This window comes from Bacillus sp. BS3(2021) (assembly GCF_021043345.1).
GTDB lineage: Bacteria > Bacillota > Bacilli > Bacillales > Bacillaceae > Bacillus > Bacillus paralicheniformis.
This window is the reverse complement of the sequence record NZ_JAJNDM010000004.1, coordinates 312627-329116: the sequence shown is the minus strand read 5'-3', so window position 1 is coordinate 329116 and position 16490 is coordinate 312627. Positions and strand designations below refer to the sequence as shown.

Annotated in this window: 15 protein-coding genes; all 15 read right to left on the bottom strand. The window is 47.2% G+C overall.

The genetic code is table 11. The features are described 5' to 3' along the window. Positions 1-2: 2 nt before the first annotated feature. Positions 3-1562, bottom strand: a complete 1560-nt coding sequence (gene rny, locus LQ247_RS11675; protein WP_020451457.1) for a ribonuclease Y — start codon at positions 1560-1562, stop codon at positions 3-5. Positions 1563-1903: 341 nt separating this feature from the next. Continuing rightward, positions 1904-2950 (bottom strand): recombinase RecA, encoded by a 1047-nt coding sequence (gene recA, locus LQ247_RS11670; RefSeq protein ID WP_020451456.1) that lies wholly within the window; start codon positions 2948-2950, stop codon positions 1904-1906. A 168-nt stretch (positions 2951-3118) separates the two neighbouring features. Further along, positions 3119-4369 carry a competence/damage-inducible protein A gene (locus LQ247_RS11665; RefSeq protein WP_020451455.1) on the bottom strand — a complete coding sequence of 417 codons (1251 nt, stop codon included), beginning with the start codon at positions 4367-4369 and terminating at the stop codon, positions 3119-3121. 19 nt (positions 4370-4388) lie between these two features. Continuing rightward, complete coding sequence (gene pgsA / locus LQ247_RS11660; RefSeq protein ID WP_003181921.1) at positions 4389-4970, bottom strand: CDP-diacylglycerol--glycerol-3-phosphate 3-phosphatidyltransferase; 582 nt, start codon at positions 4968-4970, stop codon at positions 4389-4391. Positions 4971-5036: 66 nt separating this feature from the next. Further along, positions 5037-5939 carry a helix-turn-helix domain-containing protein gene (locus LQ247_RS11655; protein ID WP_020451454.1) on the bottom strand — a complete coding sequence of 301 codons (903 nt, stop codon included), beginning with the start codon at positions 5937-5939 and terminating at the stop codon, positions 5037-5039. A 17-nt stretch (positions 5940-5956) separates the two neighbouring features. Next, positions 5957-6748, bottom strand: coding sequence for a YmfK family protein (locus tag LQ247_RS11650; RefSeq protein ID WP_003181917.1), 792 nt, complete (start codon positions 6746-6748; stop codon positions 5957-5959). Positions 6749-6995: 247 nt separating this feature from the next. Continuing rightward, positions 6996-7253: a DUF3243 domain-containing protein gene (locus tag LQ247_RS11645; protein ID WP_020451452.1), complete on the bottom strand. Its 258-nt coding sequence runs from the start codon at positions 7251-7253 to the stop codon at positions 6996-6998. Positions 7254-7323: 70 nt separating this feature from the next. Beyond that, complete coding sequence (gene ymfI, locus LQ247_RS11640) at positions 7324-8055, bottom strand: elongation factor P 5-aminopentanone reductase (protein WP_020451451.1); 732 nt, start codon at positions 8053-8055, stop codon at positions 7324-7326. Between the two features lie 87 nt (positions 8056-8142). Then, complete coding sequence (gene yfmH, locus LQ247_RS11635) at positions 8143-9429, bottom strand: EF-P 5-aminopentanol modification-associated protein YfmH (RefSeq protein ID WP_020451450.1); 1287 nt, start codon at positions 9427-9429, stop codon at positions 8143-8145. Then, entirely contained in the window at positions 9426-10706 is a 1281-nt protein-coding gene (gene yfmF, locus LQ247_RS11630) for an EF-P 5-aminopentanol modification-associated protein YfmF (protein WP_020451449.1), read from the bottom strand. The genes yfmH and yfmF overlap by 4 nt, the downstream gene beginning before the upstream one ends. 139 nt (positions 10707-10845) lie before the next feature. Next, positions 10846-12051, bottom strand: coding sequence for an MFS transporter (locus LQ247_RS11625; protein WP_231006104.1), 1206 nt, complete (start codon positions 12049-12051; stop codon positions 10846-10848). Positions 12052-12188: 137 nt separating this feature from the next. Further along, a complete protein-coding gene (locus LQ247_RS11620) occupies positions 12189-12914 on the bottom strand; it encodes a GntR family transcriptional regulator (RefSeq protein WP_020451447.1) in 726 nt (241 codons plus the stop codon). A gap of 132 nt (positions 12915-13046) precedes the next feature. Next, positions 13047-15395, bottom strand: coding sequence for a DNA translocase FtsK (locus LQ247_RS11615; protein WP_023857194.1), 2349 nt, complete (start codon positions 15393-15395; stop codon positions 13047-13049). Positions 15396-15514: 119 nt separating this feature from the next. Continuing rightward, positions 15515-15730, bottom strand: coding sequence for a YlzJ-like family protein (locus LQ247_RS11610; protein ID WP_003181904.1), 216 nt, complete (start codon positions 15728-15730; stop codon positions 15515-15517). After that, a complete protein-coding gene (locus LQ247_RS11605) occupies positions 15727-16473 on the bottom strand; it encodes a ClpP family protease (RefSeq protein WP_020451445.1) in 747 nt (248 codons plus the stop codon). Before LQ247_RS11605 ends, LQ247_RS11610 begins: the two co-directional genes overlap by 4 nt. Between the last annotated feature and the right edge of the window lie 17 nt (positions 16474-16490).

The window sequence follows — 16490 nt, the reverse complement described above, 5'->3', positions numbered from 1 at the left end:
CTTTATTTTGCGTATTCAACGGCTCTCGTTTCCCTGATCACGGTTACCTTGATGTGTCCAGGGTAGTCAAGCTCGTCCTCGATTCGTTTTCGAATATCACGCGCCAAACGATGGGCTTCAAGATCGTTGATTGAGTCAGGTTTGACCATGATCCGCACCTCTCGTCCCGCTTGTATCGCGAATGATTTTTCAACACCTTCGTACGATTCAGAGATTTCTTCCAGCTTTTCAAGCCTGCGAATATAGTTTTCAAGCGTTTCGCTTCTTGCGCCTGGTCTTGCGGCGGACAGCGCATCGGCTGCGGCCACGAGCACGGCGATGATGGAAGTCGGCTCCTGATCTCCGTGATGAGATGCGATACTGTTGATGACAACTGGATGCTCTTTATACTTGGTGGCCAGTTCCACACCGATTTCAACGTGGCTTCCTTCCACCTCATGGTCAATCGCTTTCCCGATATCATGAAGAAGTCCTGCCCTTTTTGCGAGCGTCACGTCTTCCCCGAGCTCTGAAGCCATCAGGCCTGTCAGAAACGCCACTTCCATTGAATGTTTCAGTACATTCTGTCCGTAGCTCGTTCTGAACTTCAAGCGGCCGAGGATTTTGATTAAATCGGGATGAAGACCGTGAACTCCAACTTCAAACGTCGTCTGTTCACCCATTTCGCGGATGTAATCATCCACTTCACGGCGGGATTTCTCAACCATTTCTTCGATTCTGGCAGGATGAATGCGGCCATCCTGAACGAGTTTATCAAGAGCGATCCTGGCTGTTTCACGCCTGATCGGATCAAATCCTGAAAGGATAACGGCTTCCGGCGTATCGTCGATGATCAGATCGATCCCCGTCAATGTTTCCAATGTACGGATATTACGTCCTTCACGTCCGATAATGCGGCCTTTCATCTCATCATTTGGAAGGTTGACAACTGAAACCGTCGTCTCGGCCACATGATCTGCCGCACAGCGCTGTAAAGCCAATGAAAGAATATTTTTCGCTTTTTTATCAGCCTCTTCTTTCGCTCGATTTTCACTTTCTTTCGTCATGATCGCGATGTCATGGGAAAGCTCGTTTTCAACCCGTTCCAGAATGATTTGCTTCGCTTCATCTCGCGTCAGACTTGAAATACGCTCCAACTCTGACTGCTGCATACGAATCATTTCATCCACTTTGCTTTCCATCTCTTCAATATGTTGTTGTCGTTCATTCAGAGAATGATCTTTCTTCTCCAACATCGCTTCCCGTTTATCTAATGATTCATCTTTTCGGTCAAGGTTCTCTTCCTTTTGAAGTAAACGGTTTTCTTGTTTTTGAAGCTCATTTCGTCTTTCACGAACTTCTTGTTCAGCTTCTATCCGAAGCGTATGAATCTCGTCCTTTGCTTCAAGAAGGGCTTCTTTTTTCAACGCTTCAGCATCCCGCTTTGCGTCTCCAAGAATTTGTTCGGCTGCATTTCGCGCACCTGAAATTTTTGCTTCGGCAATGATTTTACGAACATAGTAGCCAACAACTAAACAGAATAGGCTCAGCAAAATGGAGATGAGAATTGCTAAAGGATTCATAACTTTCACCTCCTCTTGCTATGAACTTGTCTTGCTAAAAGTAAGTGTCGGCATGTACATTGTACTTCTTCTCAACATACAGAACCTTCACAGGGAGTGAAGCGGCTTCACAGCCCTTGTCAAGTTTAAATGTTTATCAATCATGTTAAGAAAAACAAGTGATACAATTTCATTGTAATTGTGTGGGAAATACTTGTCAAGCTTACGGTCTTAACGTTTCCGGATTAAACGCCTTTTCAAACGGTGCGGATGAAGGTGATGGACAAAGGAGCTGCGTCTGAATGCGCAGATGAAAGGAAAAGGCTGCCGATCGGGCCGGCAGCCTTTCACATGTTTCATGATTAAAATTCGAGTTCTTCTTGAGCTTGGGCCTCGTCTTCCTGAGCAGGAGCAACGCCTCCAGTGTCCAAACCGTAGTGCTCCCGGATCTGTTCTTGAATCATCAAAAGGATGTCCTTGTTTTCTTTCAGGAACTGTTTGGCATTTTCACGGCCTTGTCCAAGACGTTCCTCCTGATAAGAGTACCATGCACCGCTCTTCTGAACGATGTCAAGCTCTGTTCCGAGATCGATGATTTCCCCTTCTTTTGAAATCCCTTCCCCGTACATAATGTCCACTTCGGCAGTCCGGAATGGAGGGGCCACTTTGTTTTTCACGACTTTGATTTTCGTCTTGTTCCCCATGACATCGTTGCCTTGTTTCAGCTGCTCTGCGCGGCGCACTTCAAGGCGGACAGAAGAGTAGAATTTCAGCGCTCTTCCGCCTGGCGTCGTCTCAGGATTTCCAAACATGACGCCGACTTTTTCACGAATCTGGTTAATAAAGATCGCGATGGTCTTCGATTTATTGATCGCTCCGGAAAGCTTACGAAGCGCTTGAGACATCAGTCTGGCCTGCAAACCGACGTGGGAATCCCCCATATCTCCTTCGATTTCAGCTTTCGGCACAAGCGCTGCCACAGAGTCGATGACAACGATATCCACCGCTCCGCTTCTGACAAGAGCTTCGGCGATTTCAAGCGCCTGCTCGCCCGTATCAGGCTGTGACAGCAAAAGCTCATCAATGTTGACGCCCAGCTTTTGTGCATAGACGGGGTCGAGCGCGTGCTCGGCGTCGATGAACGCCGCCTGTCCGCCCTGCTGCTGAACTTCGGCAATCGCATGAAGCGCCACCGTCGTTTTACCGGAGCTTTCAGGCCCGTATACTTCAATAATCCGGCCGCGCGGGTATCCGCCCACTCCAAGAGCCGTGTCGAGCGCTAAAGAACCGCTCGGAACTGTTGAAATTCTCGTTTCAGTTTGTTCGCCGAGTTTCATAATCGAACCTTTACCAAACTGCTTTTCTATTTGTTTAAGCGCCATATCTAAGGCTGCCTGACGATCACTCATTCTATTTTCCTCCTTTATCACTTCCGCTATATCTACTATACCTTGTTTGCGCGGATTTGCCAAGAAAAAAGCGAACGCATATTCGATTTTTTTAAGAGGAAAAAATCGATCTCCTAAAATGGAATGACTTTTTTCATAAGAAAGATATACCGAAAATCCGGTTTCCGCTTATTTTTCCATCATTTTCAGCAACAGATGGCAGCCGTATTTGGCAGAACGCTTTCGCACCGCAGATCTGGATCCGGCGAACTGAAATTCGAACGCTTCTTCAGCCTGGTCCTTCACGGAGATGCCGATAAACACCTTTCCTGCCGGATGGCCTTCTTGCGTATTCGGCCCGGCTACTCCAGTAAAGCTGATGCCGATATCGCTTCCTGTTTTGACTCTGATGCCTGCGGCGAGTTCTTTTGCGCATTGCGCGCTGACCGCACCGTAGCGCTGCAGCGTGTCTTCAGCAACGCCGGCCGCTGAAACTTTCAATTCGTTTGTGTAGCAGACGGCACCGCCTTTGAAATATTCGGAAGCGCCGCTCATTTCCGTCAGCCAGGTGGAAAAAAGCCCGCCTGTAAAGCTTTCCGCAGCGGCCAAGGTCATTCCCTTGCTCCTGCATGCTTTCGCAAGCTCTTCTGCAAGAGATGTATCATCATACCCGTAAAAGAACTCTCCGACTCGCTCCAGGATGAGGTCTTCCGTTTCTTTTAACAAGCGGTTTGTCTCCTTCGGATCCGCATGCTTTGCCGTGAGCCTGAGCGTGACTTCCCCGTCGGCCGCAAGCGGGGCGATTGTCGGATTAGTCTGCGCATCGATGAGATCTTCCAAATCGGTTTCAAGCTGGGATTCTCCGATGCCGAAGAACCGCAGCACCCTTGACACGATCTTTTCCTTCGAGCCGAGCTTTTCCAAAATCAGCGGCTTCGCTTCGTTTTCAAACATCGGCTCCAGCTCTTTCGGAGGTCCCGGCAAGAGCATATAAAAGCGCGATTCATGCTCAAGCAGCATTCCCGGAGCCATCCCGAAGCGGTTCGGCAGAACATCGGATCCTTCGAGGATCAACGCCTGTTTGCGGTTGTTCGGCGACATCTCCCGGTTCGTTTTTCTGAAGTAATCCTGAATCGATTCGAAGGCTTCATCGTCGAGCTTAAGAGGGCGCCCGACAACTTCAGCGATCGTTTCTTTTGTCAAATCGTCTTTCGTCGGTCCGAGGCCTCCCGAAAAAATGATGAAGTCAGACCTTTTCTGAGCTGTCTGAATTACTTGTTTAAGGCGTTCCGGGTTATCTCCCACCGCCGTGTGATAAAAGACGTTAATGCCGATTTCGGCCAAATGCCTGCTGATAAACTGAGCATTTGTATTAGCGATTTGTCCGAGCAGAAGCTCAGAACCGACAGCGATAATTTCCGCTTTTCTTTCCAACTTCATTGTTTCCACTTCCCCACGTTTAGTTCGATGTTTTTAAAGCATCCCAGTTTTTAGCGAAATAATCCCATCCTGATACGACTGTGAAAAAGACAGCCACCCATAAAGCAAGCGATCCGAACGGGAAGGATACAAGCTCAAATGGAAGATTGTGAAGCAAAAGAGCAGAGATGGCGATGATCTGAGCCCATGTTTTCACTTTTCCAAGCATGTTGGCCGCGACGACTTCCCCTGTTCCCGCAAGGACGAGCCGCAGTCCCGTTACGGCAAATTCCCGGCTGATAATGACAATGGCCATCCAGGCCGGAGCAAGATGGTAATGCACCAGAATAATTAAAGCGGAAGACACGAGCAGCTTGTCTGCAAGCGGGTCAAGAAATTTTCCAAAGTTTGTTACAAGGTTCAGCTTTCTCGCGTAATAGCCGTCAACCCAATCGGTGACAGAAGCAAAAATAAACAACAGTGCGCCGATCAAATGGGTGACCGGAATCGACTCGCTGCCGAAGGAGACAGCCCCCCACTGAAACGGCACAAGCATGATGACCATAAAAACAGGAATTAATGCGATTCTAGAAAGCGTGATTTTATTCGGTAGATTAAACATAAAGGTTCCTCCAGATATGTATGTTTTCCTAATGATGATGAACGCAAGAAAAAGTCATCTGTGCAATTAAGATGACTTTTCCTCCTTTTTATTTTGAATCGTTATGTTTTGTGTCATCACAGTCTTAGGATCGAGCTTGTAAGAAAGAACTTCTCCGTTGATTTTAATTTCAACGCCCGGCGCATATCCGATCCGCAAATCAATTTGCGATTGATCGGTAATATTCTTTTGAAAGGTTTCTCCTTTTTTCATCATTCCTTCTTTAAGGGAGCTTCCTTTCTCGTCGCGCACCCTGACCCATGAGTTTGCGTTTGCCTTTACTTCAAGCTCCAGCTTGTCGGATCCTGATACTTCATAAGTTGTGGAAGAGCCTTCGCTTGCGGTCGCTTTCATGGTCAGCTTGTCGTTCTCATCAGACTGCTGATCCTTTTTTTCTTTGTCGCCTTCAGCGCTGTCTTTCTGCGCATCCGTGTTCTGTTGATTTCCCTTTGTCAGCGGGGAATCTTTTGAGACGTCATACTTGCTTTGCGATTCCTCTGTCTTAGGCTCTTCAGCCTGCTGGTTGCCTCCGCCGTTTACAGCCTGAACGATGACGTAAATGATCGCGATCACAACGATAACGCCGGCTGCCACAAGCAGGGTAGGCAAAAGTTCAAGCGCTTTTGAGGCAGACTTGGGCAGCTCTCTCTGCGGCTTGATTGAAGAAAGCTTCTCAGAAACCTCATCATTGTAAGAATTAGGGATATCTTTTTTAAACTCTTCAAACAAGAGCTCCGAGTCGAGGCCGACAGCTTCGGCGTACTGCTTGATAAAAGCCCGCACATAAAATTTTCCCGGAATGATATCATAGTTTCCTTCTTCAAGGGCCGTTAAATACCTTTTTTGGATCTTTGTGGCCGCCTGAAGATCGTCCAATGACATCCCTTTTTCCTCTCTGGCTTCTTTCAGCCGATTTCCTAGTTCAGTCACAACAAACACCTTCCATTTTAAAAATCAAAGCCGGAAAAACCTGAATGGTCAAACATCTGCGGTTCTTCAGCATGTTCATATGTAATCACCTCATCGGGGCTGTTACGCAATTCGATGATGTAATCAAAATCGTCCATCGTATATTCCGTATTTTGCACGAAAATGTCCGGATGCTCGACAACTTTGGTCGCCGGCAGCCGCATGATCTCACTGACGAGCTGCAAATGGCGTTCAGATCCTCTTCTCGTCGACACAATGCCGTCCAAAATGAAAACATTCTCCGGACTGTACTCATCGGCAATCAGCTGGCTTCTGATCGTTTGCTTCAGCAGTGTCGAAGAAACAAAAAGCCACCTTTTGCTTGCACAGACACTTGAAGCGACAATTGATTCCGTCTTGCCGACGCGGGGCATTCCCCTGATCCCGATCAGCTTGTGCCCGTCTTTTTTAAACAGCTCAGCCATAAAATCGACAAGCAAGCCAAGCTCGTCGCGTTCAAACCGGAACGTTTTTTTATCGTCTGCATCCCGCTGGATATAGCGGCCGTGCCTTACAGCGAGACGGTCACGAAGCTTCGGCTCGCGGAGCTTCGTCACTTTAATCGTATCCATCGTGTTCAGAATCGATTCCAGTCGCTTAATCTGATCTATATGACGGCATTTTAACAAGAGGCCTCTTCTTTGAGTATCGACGCCGTTAATGGTCACAATATTAATTGAAAGCATCCCCAATAAAGAGGATATATCTCCCAGAAGTCCGGGACGGTTGACTTGTATTTCATATTCTAAGTACCATTCGAGCTTTGCCAAATGATAACCTCCCTACCCATCATCGTGGCAAAAATTTACCTTCCTTTATCATAAAGCATTTTGTCTCAATTAGAAAGCAGAATGTTGTGATTAAATAAGAAAAACGTCCGTTTCCCATAATCGGGAAAAACCCGCTGTAACGGCGCCTGGATGATGTTTACCCTATCGGGGCGGAAAGCAAACAACAAAAGCGGTGCCGCTGACAAAGCCGCGCCTATAAAAAAGAGAGAGTGAACACACTCTCTCCTTAATGCGAGCCGTTGTTTTCAACAAGCTTAACCATCACATTCGCAATGGCGCGCTGCTCTTCTTCGGAAGCCACGCTCCAAAGGTCCGCGAGCACTCGTTCTTGATGGTTTTTTGAATCAACCTCACCGGCCAAATAATCGCCGATCTCATATGCGAGATCTGAGATGGTTTCGTTTGACATTCCTCTTTCTTGGGCATAGTTCAAACGGTCGCCCAAAAAGTTTTTCCACTGATCCCAATTATCCAGTACGGACATATCAGGCCCCTCCATTCTCTTGAAGTTACAGCCTTATTATTCTCTGGGGGACCGCAAACTATACATGTTTTTAACAATGCCAGCCGCCATTAACTGACAAAATTTGACCCGTGATATAAGATGCCTTAGCCGAGAGCAGAAACAGCACGGCGTCCGCAACCTCTTCGGCTTCGGCGAGCCTTCCCATCGGAATCTCATCGGCGATCATCTCTTCTTCCTCTTTTGAAAACGAGCCCATCATCCTTGTTTTCACAGCGCCCGGAGAAACGGCGTTGACTCTGATGCCGCTTGGCGCAAGCTCTTTTGCGAGGGCTTTGACAAACACATTTTGCGCGCCTTTTGTCATGCTGTATAAAACTTCGCACGACGCCCCTGTTTCACCCCAAATGGAGCTGACGGCTACAATGGCACCGGATTTTTTCCTGATCATCGCCGGCAGCAGATTCCTCGTCAACAGAAACGGGCTTGAGACATGAAGCTGCACCATGTCCTGCACAGCCTCATCAGTCATGTCTGTCACAAGCCCGCGAAAGCTTTGACCGCTGTTTAAGACGATGCCGTCAAGCGCCCGCCCGCCGATGGAAGCGGAAACGGCTTTTGCGCCGCCGGGGTCGGATAGGTCGCCGTGAATGATTTCGGCGTGAATGCCGTATGTATGTGACAGCCTTTCTGCAAGTGCTGCGGCTGCCTGCTCATTTGTATGGTAATGGAGGAGAAGATCATACCCGTTTTGCGCCAGCTTTTCGCTGATGCTTTGCCCGATTCCGCCGCTTGCACCGGTGATAAGAGCGAGTTTTGTCATACTATGTTTCCACCTTTCCGTTCAAAAGAAGAAAGGTTCAGCGTGCATCGGAAAATCTCCTGACACGCTGAACTTTCAGACCTTGCTTTATGATTTTGGAACGACTTTGCAGACGGTGATTCTGTCTTCTTCGATTTCTTCCTGGATGACGCGGTGAACGTCCTCAAGCGTAATCGATTCGAGTACAGTGACGATATCAAACAGACTCGTCTCCAGAAAAGCGTACCGTGTAAACTGGTTGGCGATATACTCAGGCGAATTCATCGATTTTAAGAAATTGCCGATTTTTTTCTTTCTAGCCAGCTCCAGCTTTTCGGCTGTGATCGTTTCTTTCGCCTTGAACAGCACTTGTTTCAGCTCCTCGGCAAGCTTGTCGGGCTCAGGCGTATCGCCGCCGACAGAGACGAAACCAAATCCGTGTTCTTCAGTATAGTCATAGCTGAATGTCTCATCGATATATCCTTTTTCATAAATTCTTTCATAATCGCTGGAGCTTTTGCCGAACAGGCACTCGAGAATGAGGTTGATGGTCAGCTCATGCTTCAGCAGGGCTTCTCCCGTATTCATCGGATGAGCGCTTTTTAAACCGACGAGACATTTTGAGCTTTGAACATTCATTTTAATTTCCTGTTCTTTTTTGAATACTGCTCCAGGCTCTTCAACTTCTTTGCGAACGATTTCAGGCTGGTCTGTATACGGCTTTTTCTGCTGATTTTCGCGGACCTGGCGGATGATCGCTTCGGGATCGACCGGACCAACGACAAACAGCAGCATATTGCTCGGGTGATAGAACGTCTCATAGCATTCGTACAAAAGGTCTTTTGTAATATGCGAGATGCTTTCGATCGTGCCTGCGATATCAATCCGGACAGGATGCTCCTGGTACATGTTTTCGATCAAGCCGAAAAACAGACGCCAGTCTGGGTTGTCGTCATACATGTTGATTTCCTGCCCGATGATGCCTTTTTCCTTCTCAACCGTTTTTTCCGTAAAGTAAGGGTCCTGCACAAAATCGACGAGCGTTTCCAAGTTTTCTTCCACGTTGGACGTGCTCGAAAACAGGTAGGCCGTTCTGGTAAAGGAGGTAAACGCATTTGCCGAAGCTCCCTGCCTGCTGAATTGCTGAAAAACATCGCCGTCTTCTTTTTCGAAGAGCTTATGCTCCAAAAAGTGTGCGATTCCGTCAGGCACACGGACCATTTCTTCTTTTCCGAGCGGGACAAATTGATTGTCAATCGATCCGTATTTTGTTGTAAAGACCGCATATGTCTTGTTAAATCCTTCTTTCGGAAGAACATAGACATCGAGGCCGCCAGGCATTTTTTCGTAATATAATGATTCCTTCAGCTGTTTAAATTCGATCGTTTTCGTCAAGATGCTCCCTCCGTCCCTTTGAGAAAGTACGTTGTATCCAAATCGATTTTCTTCCCGACTTCGATAATCTCGGCTTTTCTGACGTTGTCGATTCGTCCAAGCCAGTCTTCAAGAGAAAATTCGGTTTGGGCGGCAGCCTGCTGATAAATAAATTCGACTAAGCCGTACGGTGTATCAAGCGTTTCAAGAATCTGGTTTTTAATGACCGCTTTCGTCTGGTCGATCGCTTCTTCTGTAAAGCTGCCTTTTTTCATTTCCTGGAACTGCTCCTTGATGATGTCGACGGCTTTTTGATAATTGCCGACTTCAATCCCCGACATCACCATCATCAGCCCTTTAAAGCTTTCGATTCTGGAAGCCGCATAATACGCAAGGCTGGCCTTTTCCCTGACATTAATAAACAGCTTTGAATGTGAAAATCCGCCAAACAAACCGTTAAACAGCTGAAGCGCCGGATAATCATCATCCGTAAAATGCGTTCCCGTCCGAAATCCCATGTTCAGCTTGCCTTGCTTGACATCCGCATCCTCGACGACTTCCTGAGGCTCCTTTGCGCGGATTTGCTCAAGCTTGGGAACGGGTCTCAGCTCCCGCTCGTTTACTTCGAAGTATTTGGAAATGTACGAATCCACCTGCTGTTCATCCACATCCCCAACGACGTAAATGTCGAGCTGGTCTTCTGTGACCGCTTTTTGATAAGCTTCATACAGGCTTTGAGGCGTGATGCCGTCCACATCATCAAGCTCTCCGTTGACGTGAAGCGCGTATGGCTCATCTTTGCACATCACCTGAATCAGCCTCAAATTTGAATAGCGCATTTTGTCGTTATATACCGCCTGTATTCTTTGCTTTAGTGTGCGTTTTTCCTGAGACACGTACAGCGGCAGAAAAGCTCCGTCTTCAAGCGCCGGCGAAAAAATGATCTCTGACAAAAGCTCGAGCCCTTTTTCCAGAAGCGGTGTCTGATCCTTTAAAAATTTTTCGTTTGCGATATCGAGCCTGAATGTAATGACATGCATTTCCCCTTTTTTGGAGAGATCGCATGATACGGAAGTGCCGTAAAGTTCATCAAGATACATTCTGAGTTCTGAAGTTTTGGGGCGGGTGCCCGTTCCCCGCAAAAGCACATGCGGAAAAAGCGCCCTCTCTGTCACATCTTCCTTTGTTAAAGGAGCAAGCATTTTAAAAATAATCGAGACGGTTTTGAATTTTTCCGTTTTGACGATGTGGCTTGTCAATCCGCGGTGCTTTCTTTTTATTTCGTTAAGGTATGTCATATAGAACCTCCTTCGTCCTTGTTTATATTATGTATTATGACCACATTTCAGCATATGCGCTTGGACTGTATGGTTGTAATTATATCAACTGGAGGAGATTTAAGGAAACTAAAAACCTTATGAAAAAGACGGTGCAGATTTACACCGTCTTTGCCGCTTCACTTTCGTCTTCTTTCGGGTCGATATTAAACAGCACAAGCGCTAAGGCGGCTAAACCGCACAAAAGCGATACGATGAATATCAGCCAATCCGCATTTGTCATCATATAGGCGAAAACCGGCGGTCCGAGCGCAACCCCGATAAACCGCATACTGTTGTAAAACGAAGATATCGTGCCGCGTTCTTCTTTTTCAATTCCCTCGGTAATGAGCGCATCCAAAGAAGGGAGTGCAATCCCGATCCCGATGCCGCCGATGGACATAAATAAAAACAGCGGGTAAAAGCTGTGGTTCCACCACAAACCGGCAAACGACAGAGACAGCAGGACCATGCCGGTCAGTACGCAGGCCTTCATTCTGATTTTGTCGTTTCCGATCAGCTTTCCGGCAAGGTAGGAGCTGACGGAAAGGAAAAGCAGCGGAATGCTGAGAAGCGCTCCTTTTGCAATCCCGTCAATTTGATGCTGCTTCTCCAATGTATCCGACAGGTAGAAGAGAACTCCGAATAAAAGAAACATAATGATCCCGCCGATGACAAAAATGGAAACAAGCCATCGTCCTTCCCGTTTAAATATCTCCTGTACGTTTTTTGCGAAGTTTTTTAATGTTTGCTTTTCATCATCTTTGTCCTTCGGTTTGGGAACAAAGAACAAGACGAGAAAAAAGCTGGCGAGAGACACGACCGGAATAAACCAAAATGGCATGTACCAAACCCAAGATGCTAAAAAAGCCCCTAATATCGGGCTTAATACTTTACCGGCAGTATTGGCCGTCTCTATATCTCCGAGTCCCGCGCTGATTTCTTCATCATTTTGAAAAAGATCGCCGATAAACGGCATGACGATCGGCGCTGCGCCGGCTGATCCGATACCTTGAAGGACGCGCCCGGCTAAAATCATCGCAAACGGATCTTCGAAAAAAGTTGAAGCCAAACCTGCCAAAGCTCCTCCAGCTCCCGCGATTACAAGACATGGGAGCATGATCTTTTTTCTTCCGAACCGGTCTGACATATAGCCGGTAATCGGGATGCATAAAATCGCCACGATAGAGTAAACCGTGATGATCAGCGACACTTGGAACGAAGAAATGTTTAATTTTTTTTCGATCATCGGCAAAACCGGAATCAGCATCGAATTGCCTAGCGTCATCACAAGCGGGACCGAAGACAGCGCAACAATGCTTTTCATGTCTTTTTTTCTGCTCAACTTTTTTTCACCCAATTCATCAGTATTTCCATCTGTTATTGTTCCGTGTTGCGGGCTTATTTATGTATGGGCGCTAATGGGCAAAAAAAAACAGCCGCTCCTAATCGAGCGCCCGTATATCAAAAACGTTTTCTGACGACGTGAAATCTGAATTTATCGGCCCGAAAATAGTTTAAAGAATATAAAACGGGCTTATCGTTTTGGTCATAATGAGTCTGTTTGAGCAGCAGCAAAGATGTTTCAGGATCGCATTCGAGAATTTGAGAAATGGTGTCGTGATACCCGATCGGCACAATATCGGCAACAGCATAGCTGATCACGGCGCCGGATTTGTCCTCAAGCCATTCAAACATTGATTCCTGCTCGTGTGAAAAGCCTTCCGGGAGGATATCCACAGGTATTTTATCAAGACAGTAGACAACAGGCATTCCATTTGCCGTTCTCACCCGCTCAAGCAAAAAGATCTCGGTTTCTTCCGCATATTGAAACCGGAGCATATCTTCTTCGGTAGGAGCGGTAACCTGTGAAGACATAAAAATGGTTCCCGGCGTCATGCTTGCCTGCTCGATCATTTTTGTGACGCTGTTCAGCTGCTCAATACCAGATAGAAATAACGGCCTGGCATTTACAAAGCATCCGACTCCGTGCCTTCTGATGATGACGTTTTCTTCTTCCAGCATTCTAAGCGCTTCACGCAAAGCCGTTCTGCTCACACCAAGCATCTTTGACAGCTCAAACTCAGACGGGAGCCGTTCATTCTCGCAAAAGACCCCATTTTGAATATCATCTTTTATCCGATCAATCACTTTTAAACATAACCGTTGATTGTCAGCTTTTATCGACATGTTTTCCCTCCGTCTGACAGATCAGATTCAAATTACCTTTAATTGAGGATAACTATATCATGTTTTGTCAAATAAATAAATAGACGTTTTCCAGTTTACATAATGAAATTATGTAAAACAAGAACTCTCTTCTTAAGAAGAGAGTTCTTCGTATTGCTCTTTTGACAAGAGGACTTCACGGGGCTTTGAACCTTCATAAGGGCCGACGATTCCCCGCTCTTCCATGGCATCGATAAGCCGCGCCGCTCTTGTGTAGCCGATGCGGAATCTCCTTTGCAGCATGGACACGGACGCCGTCTGCATGCTGACGACAAGCGCAACCGCTTCGTCGTAAAGATCGTCTGTCACTTCGCTGACCGTTTCCTGCGTCTCTTCTGGAATCATTTCTTCTTGGTATTGGGCTTTTTGCTGGGTGATGACGTGATCGACAACTTTTTCAACTTCTTCATCTGACAGGAAGGCCCCTTGGACGCGGAGCGGTTTGTTGGCGCCGACAGGCAGGAACAGCATGTCCCCTCTGCCGAGAAGTTTTTCAGCGCCTCCCATATCAAGAATCGTTCTGGAGTCGGTCTGCGACGATACGCTGAAAGCGATCCTTGACGGAATATTGGCTTTAATAACCCCTGTAATGACATCGACCGAAGGCCGCTGCGTCGCGATGATCAGATGGATTCCCGCCGCCCTTGCCATTTGCGAAAGCCTTGTGATCGAGTCTTCCACATCAGAGGAAGCGACCATCATCAGGTCGGCAAGCTCGTCCACGATCACAATGATGTATGGCAGCTCCGGCTGCTTTGCTTCTTCTGCGGCATTCATCCGTTTAATATAGTCGTTATACCCTTCGATATTTCTCGTTCCCGTGTGAGAAAACAATTCGTAGCGCCGCTCCATTTCGTTGACGACTTTCTTCAAAGCCTGCGATGCTTTTTTCGGATCTGTCACGACGGGCGCGAGCAAATGCGGAATCCCGTTGTAGACGTTGAGCTCGACCATTTTCGGGTCGATCATCATCATCTTCACTTCGTGGGGCTTTGCCCTCATCAAAATGCTTGTAATAATCCCGTTGACACAGACGCTTTTCCCGCTTCCTGTCGCTCCTGCAACAAGAAGATGGGGCATTTTGTTCAGCTCTGCCAATACAGCTTCTCCGGAAATGTTCCGGCCGAGTCCGATCATCAGCTTTGCATCCGGCCGGTCATTCAGTTTCGATTCGAGCACTTCTTTCAAGGAAACCATCGCGACTTCCGCATTCGGGACTTCGATTCCAATCGCCGATTTTCCGGGAATCGGGGCTTCGATGCGGATATCTTTGGCCGCGAGCGCAAGAGCCAAGTCATCACTTAAATTGACAATTTTGCTGACTTTGACGCCCACATCAGGATAGACTTCATATTTCGTTACGGCCGGGCCGAGATGAACCTGGGTGACTTTCGCCTTAACTCCAAAGCTTTGAAACGTCTTTTCCAGCTTCCTGGCATTGTCGTAAATATTCTTTTTATCCGCCTGCTGCCCTGTGTGCTTCGGCTCATCCAGCAATTGAATCGACGGAAGCTGATAATCCTTGTTTTCAAGCTCTGTGAACGTGATCTCGGGCGCGCCTGTAGCCTGCATGTCCTCACCGGCTTCAGGCTCAGGAGAATGCTCGGCAGGGGCAGGCGCCTGAGCTTCGTACGCTTGAACTTCGGGTTTTTCATCACGGTCGGAAAAGCTTGAAATAATCGGTTCTGACTGAATCACCGGATCTGGATCAAGCTCCGCTTCTTGTACAGGCTCTTCAGACACTTTCGGTTTTCTCTGCGCCTTTTGTTTTTTTCCTGATTTCTTTTTGGGCGAGCTGCTTTTCAATTGTTTAATGTCTGCTAAAAAGGCCTGCCACTGGTTTTTAATGAATGACGCGACCGGGGTCATCCATTTGATCAGCGTCTCCTGCAGCGAACGGTCCGTAATCAAAAGAAGGCCGATCAAGATCAGGAAGACGGCGATGATTTTAGACCCTGCAGATGCAAACAGAAAGTATGACGCCGCAAATAAAACGGCTCCAATCATTCCGCCTCCAAGATCAGGTGATCCTGTCTCGCCTTTTACATCCATCAGAAACAGCTCCCACGTATTTTGGATTACGCTCGGAGACTGAACGATTCCCCTTTCGGTCAAATGCTGAAACAGCTGGACATGGGAAAGAAGCAGCATGCTTGCGATGATGCAGTAAAGGCCCGCTTTTCTCCTTGTTAAAAAACTGGGTGTTTTCTTCTTCCAAAATAAAGACACACCCGTTAAAAAAAGGCCGAGAAAGCAAAGGATGAACCATTCACCGGCGAAAAAGCGGAACATGTAAATGAACGTTTGCCCTGCTACGCCAAGCTGCAAAACCGCAATAATCGAGATGGCGATACAGATTAATCCGTACAATTCAAATTTAAGATGAATCCGTTTTTTTCCTTGTTTTTGTTTCTTTGTTGATTTTCGTTTTCTTTTTGCCATGTTCCATCACCTTACTGCGTGTTAAAAAATGTAAAAACAAAGAGAAAGCAGCCTTTTTTCGGCTGCGATTTTCCTCTGGATTCCCCTATTATAGCATATTTATCCTTGCGACACTTCAGCTATTTATAAAATGTCAGTTTAAGCGTCTGCCCAGGTGCTGTTTCTTGTTTTAAAAAATCCATCGGGTTCGTGCTGAGAACTTGGACGACTCTTGCTTCCTCTCCGTTCATTTCGACTAAAAGGGGCACGCCGTTGACATCGATCTGTTTTAAGTTCGAGTTTTCCGCCTGCCCTGCGAACACGATTTCCTGCGGCATTGTTGTATACAGAATCATTGGATCATCCCTTCCTGGGCGCCTTTGTTTTGTTCGATTAATTCATTCAGCTTTTGAATCGCCTGTCCGACTCCGCCGGTTTCATCGATTAATCCGTATTTCACGGCATCGTTTCCTACGACATTCGTCCCGATATCGCGGGTCAAATTGCCTTTTGAAAACATCAGTTCTTTAAATTTGTCTTCCGATATGTTCGAATGACTTGTCACGAAATTGATGACCCTTTCCTGCATTTTATCGAGATACTCAAATGTCTGCGGCACACCGATGACAAGCCCTGTCAGTCTGACCGGATGGATCGTCATCGTCGCTGTTTCAGCGATATAGCTGTGGTCGCAGGACACCGCAATTGGAACTCCGATTGAATGTCCGCCGCCCAGCACGATAGAGACCGTCGGCTTTGACAGAGACGCCAGCATTTCCGCAATCGCAAGACCCGCTTCAACGTCTCCTCCGACCGTGTTTAAGATGATGAGCAGCCCTTCGATTTTAGGATTCTGCTCTACTGCAACGATCTGGGGAATCACGTGTTCATATTTTGTTGTTTTATTTTGGGGAGGAAGCTGTACGTGACCTTCAATTTGCCCGATAATGGTCAGACAGTGAATGTTGGTATCCTGACCCATTTGCGGGAGTGTCGTTTCGCCGAGCTGCTGGATTTTGTTGACGAGACTGTCTTTTGCGTCCGGCTTAGCCGGCTGCTCCCCCTGGCTGTCCCCGTTTTGTATCCGGTTTGAGTCCATCTGGCTCACCTCTTTCT

Coding starts and splice junctions, on each gene's coding strand:
- LQ247_RS11610 (WP_003181904.1), bottom strand. CDS start 15,730: ATGATTCTGTATACAACAATGCCGCAGGAAATCGTGTTCGCAGGGCAG.
- pgsA (WP_003181921.1), bottom strand. CDS start 4,970: ATGTTTAATCTACCGAATAAAATCACGCTTTCTAGAATCGCATTAATT.
- LQ247_RS11645 (WP_020451452.1), bottom strand. CDS start 7,253: ATGTCCGTACTGGATAATTGGGATCAGTGGAAAAACTTTTTGGGCGAC.
- yfmF (WP_020451449.1), bottom strand. CDS start 10,706: ATGACATACCTTAACGAAATAAAAAGAAAGCACCGCGGATTGACAAGC.
- LQ247_RS11615 (WP_023857194.1), bottom strand. CDS start 15,395: ATGGCAAAAAGAAAACGAAAATCAACAAAGAAACAAAAACAAGGAAAA.
- LQ247_RS11665 (WP_020451455.1), bottom strand. CDS start 4,369: ATGAAGTTGGAAAGAAAAGCGGAAATTATCGCTGTCGGTTCTGAGCTT.
- LQ247_RS11625 (WP_231006104.1), bottom strand. CDS start 12,051: ATGAAAAGCATTGTTGCGCTGTCTTCGGTCCCGCTTGTGATGACGCTA.
- LQ247_RS11605 (WP_020451445.1), bottom strand. CDS start 16,473: ATGGACTCAAACCGGATACAAAACGGGGACAGCCAGGGGGAGCAGCCG.
- rny (WP_020451457.1), bottom strand. CDS start 1,562: ATGAATCCTTTAGCAATTCTCATCTCCATTTTGCTGAGCCTATTCTGT.
- LQ247_RS11620 (WP_020451447.1), bottom strand. CDS start 12,914: ATGTCGATAAAAGCTGACAATCAACGGTTATGTTTAAAAGTGATTGAT.
- recA (WP_020451456.1), bottom strand. CDS start 2,950: ATGAGTGATCGTCAGGCAGCCTTAGATATGGCGCTTAAACAAATAGAA.
- ymfI (WP_020451451.1), bottom strand. CDS start 8,055: ATGACAAAACTCGCTCTTATCACCGGTGCAAGCGGCGGAATCGGGCAA.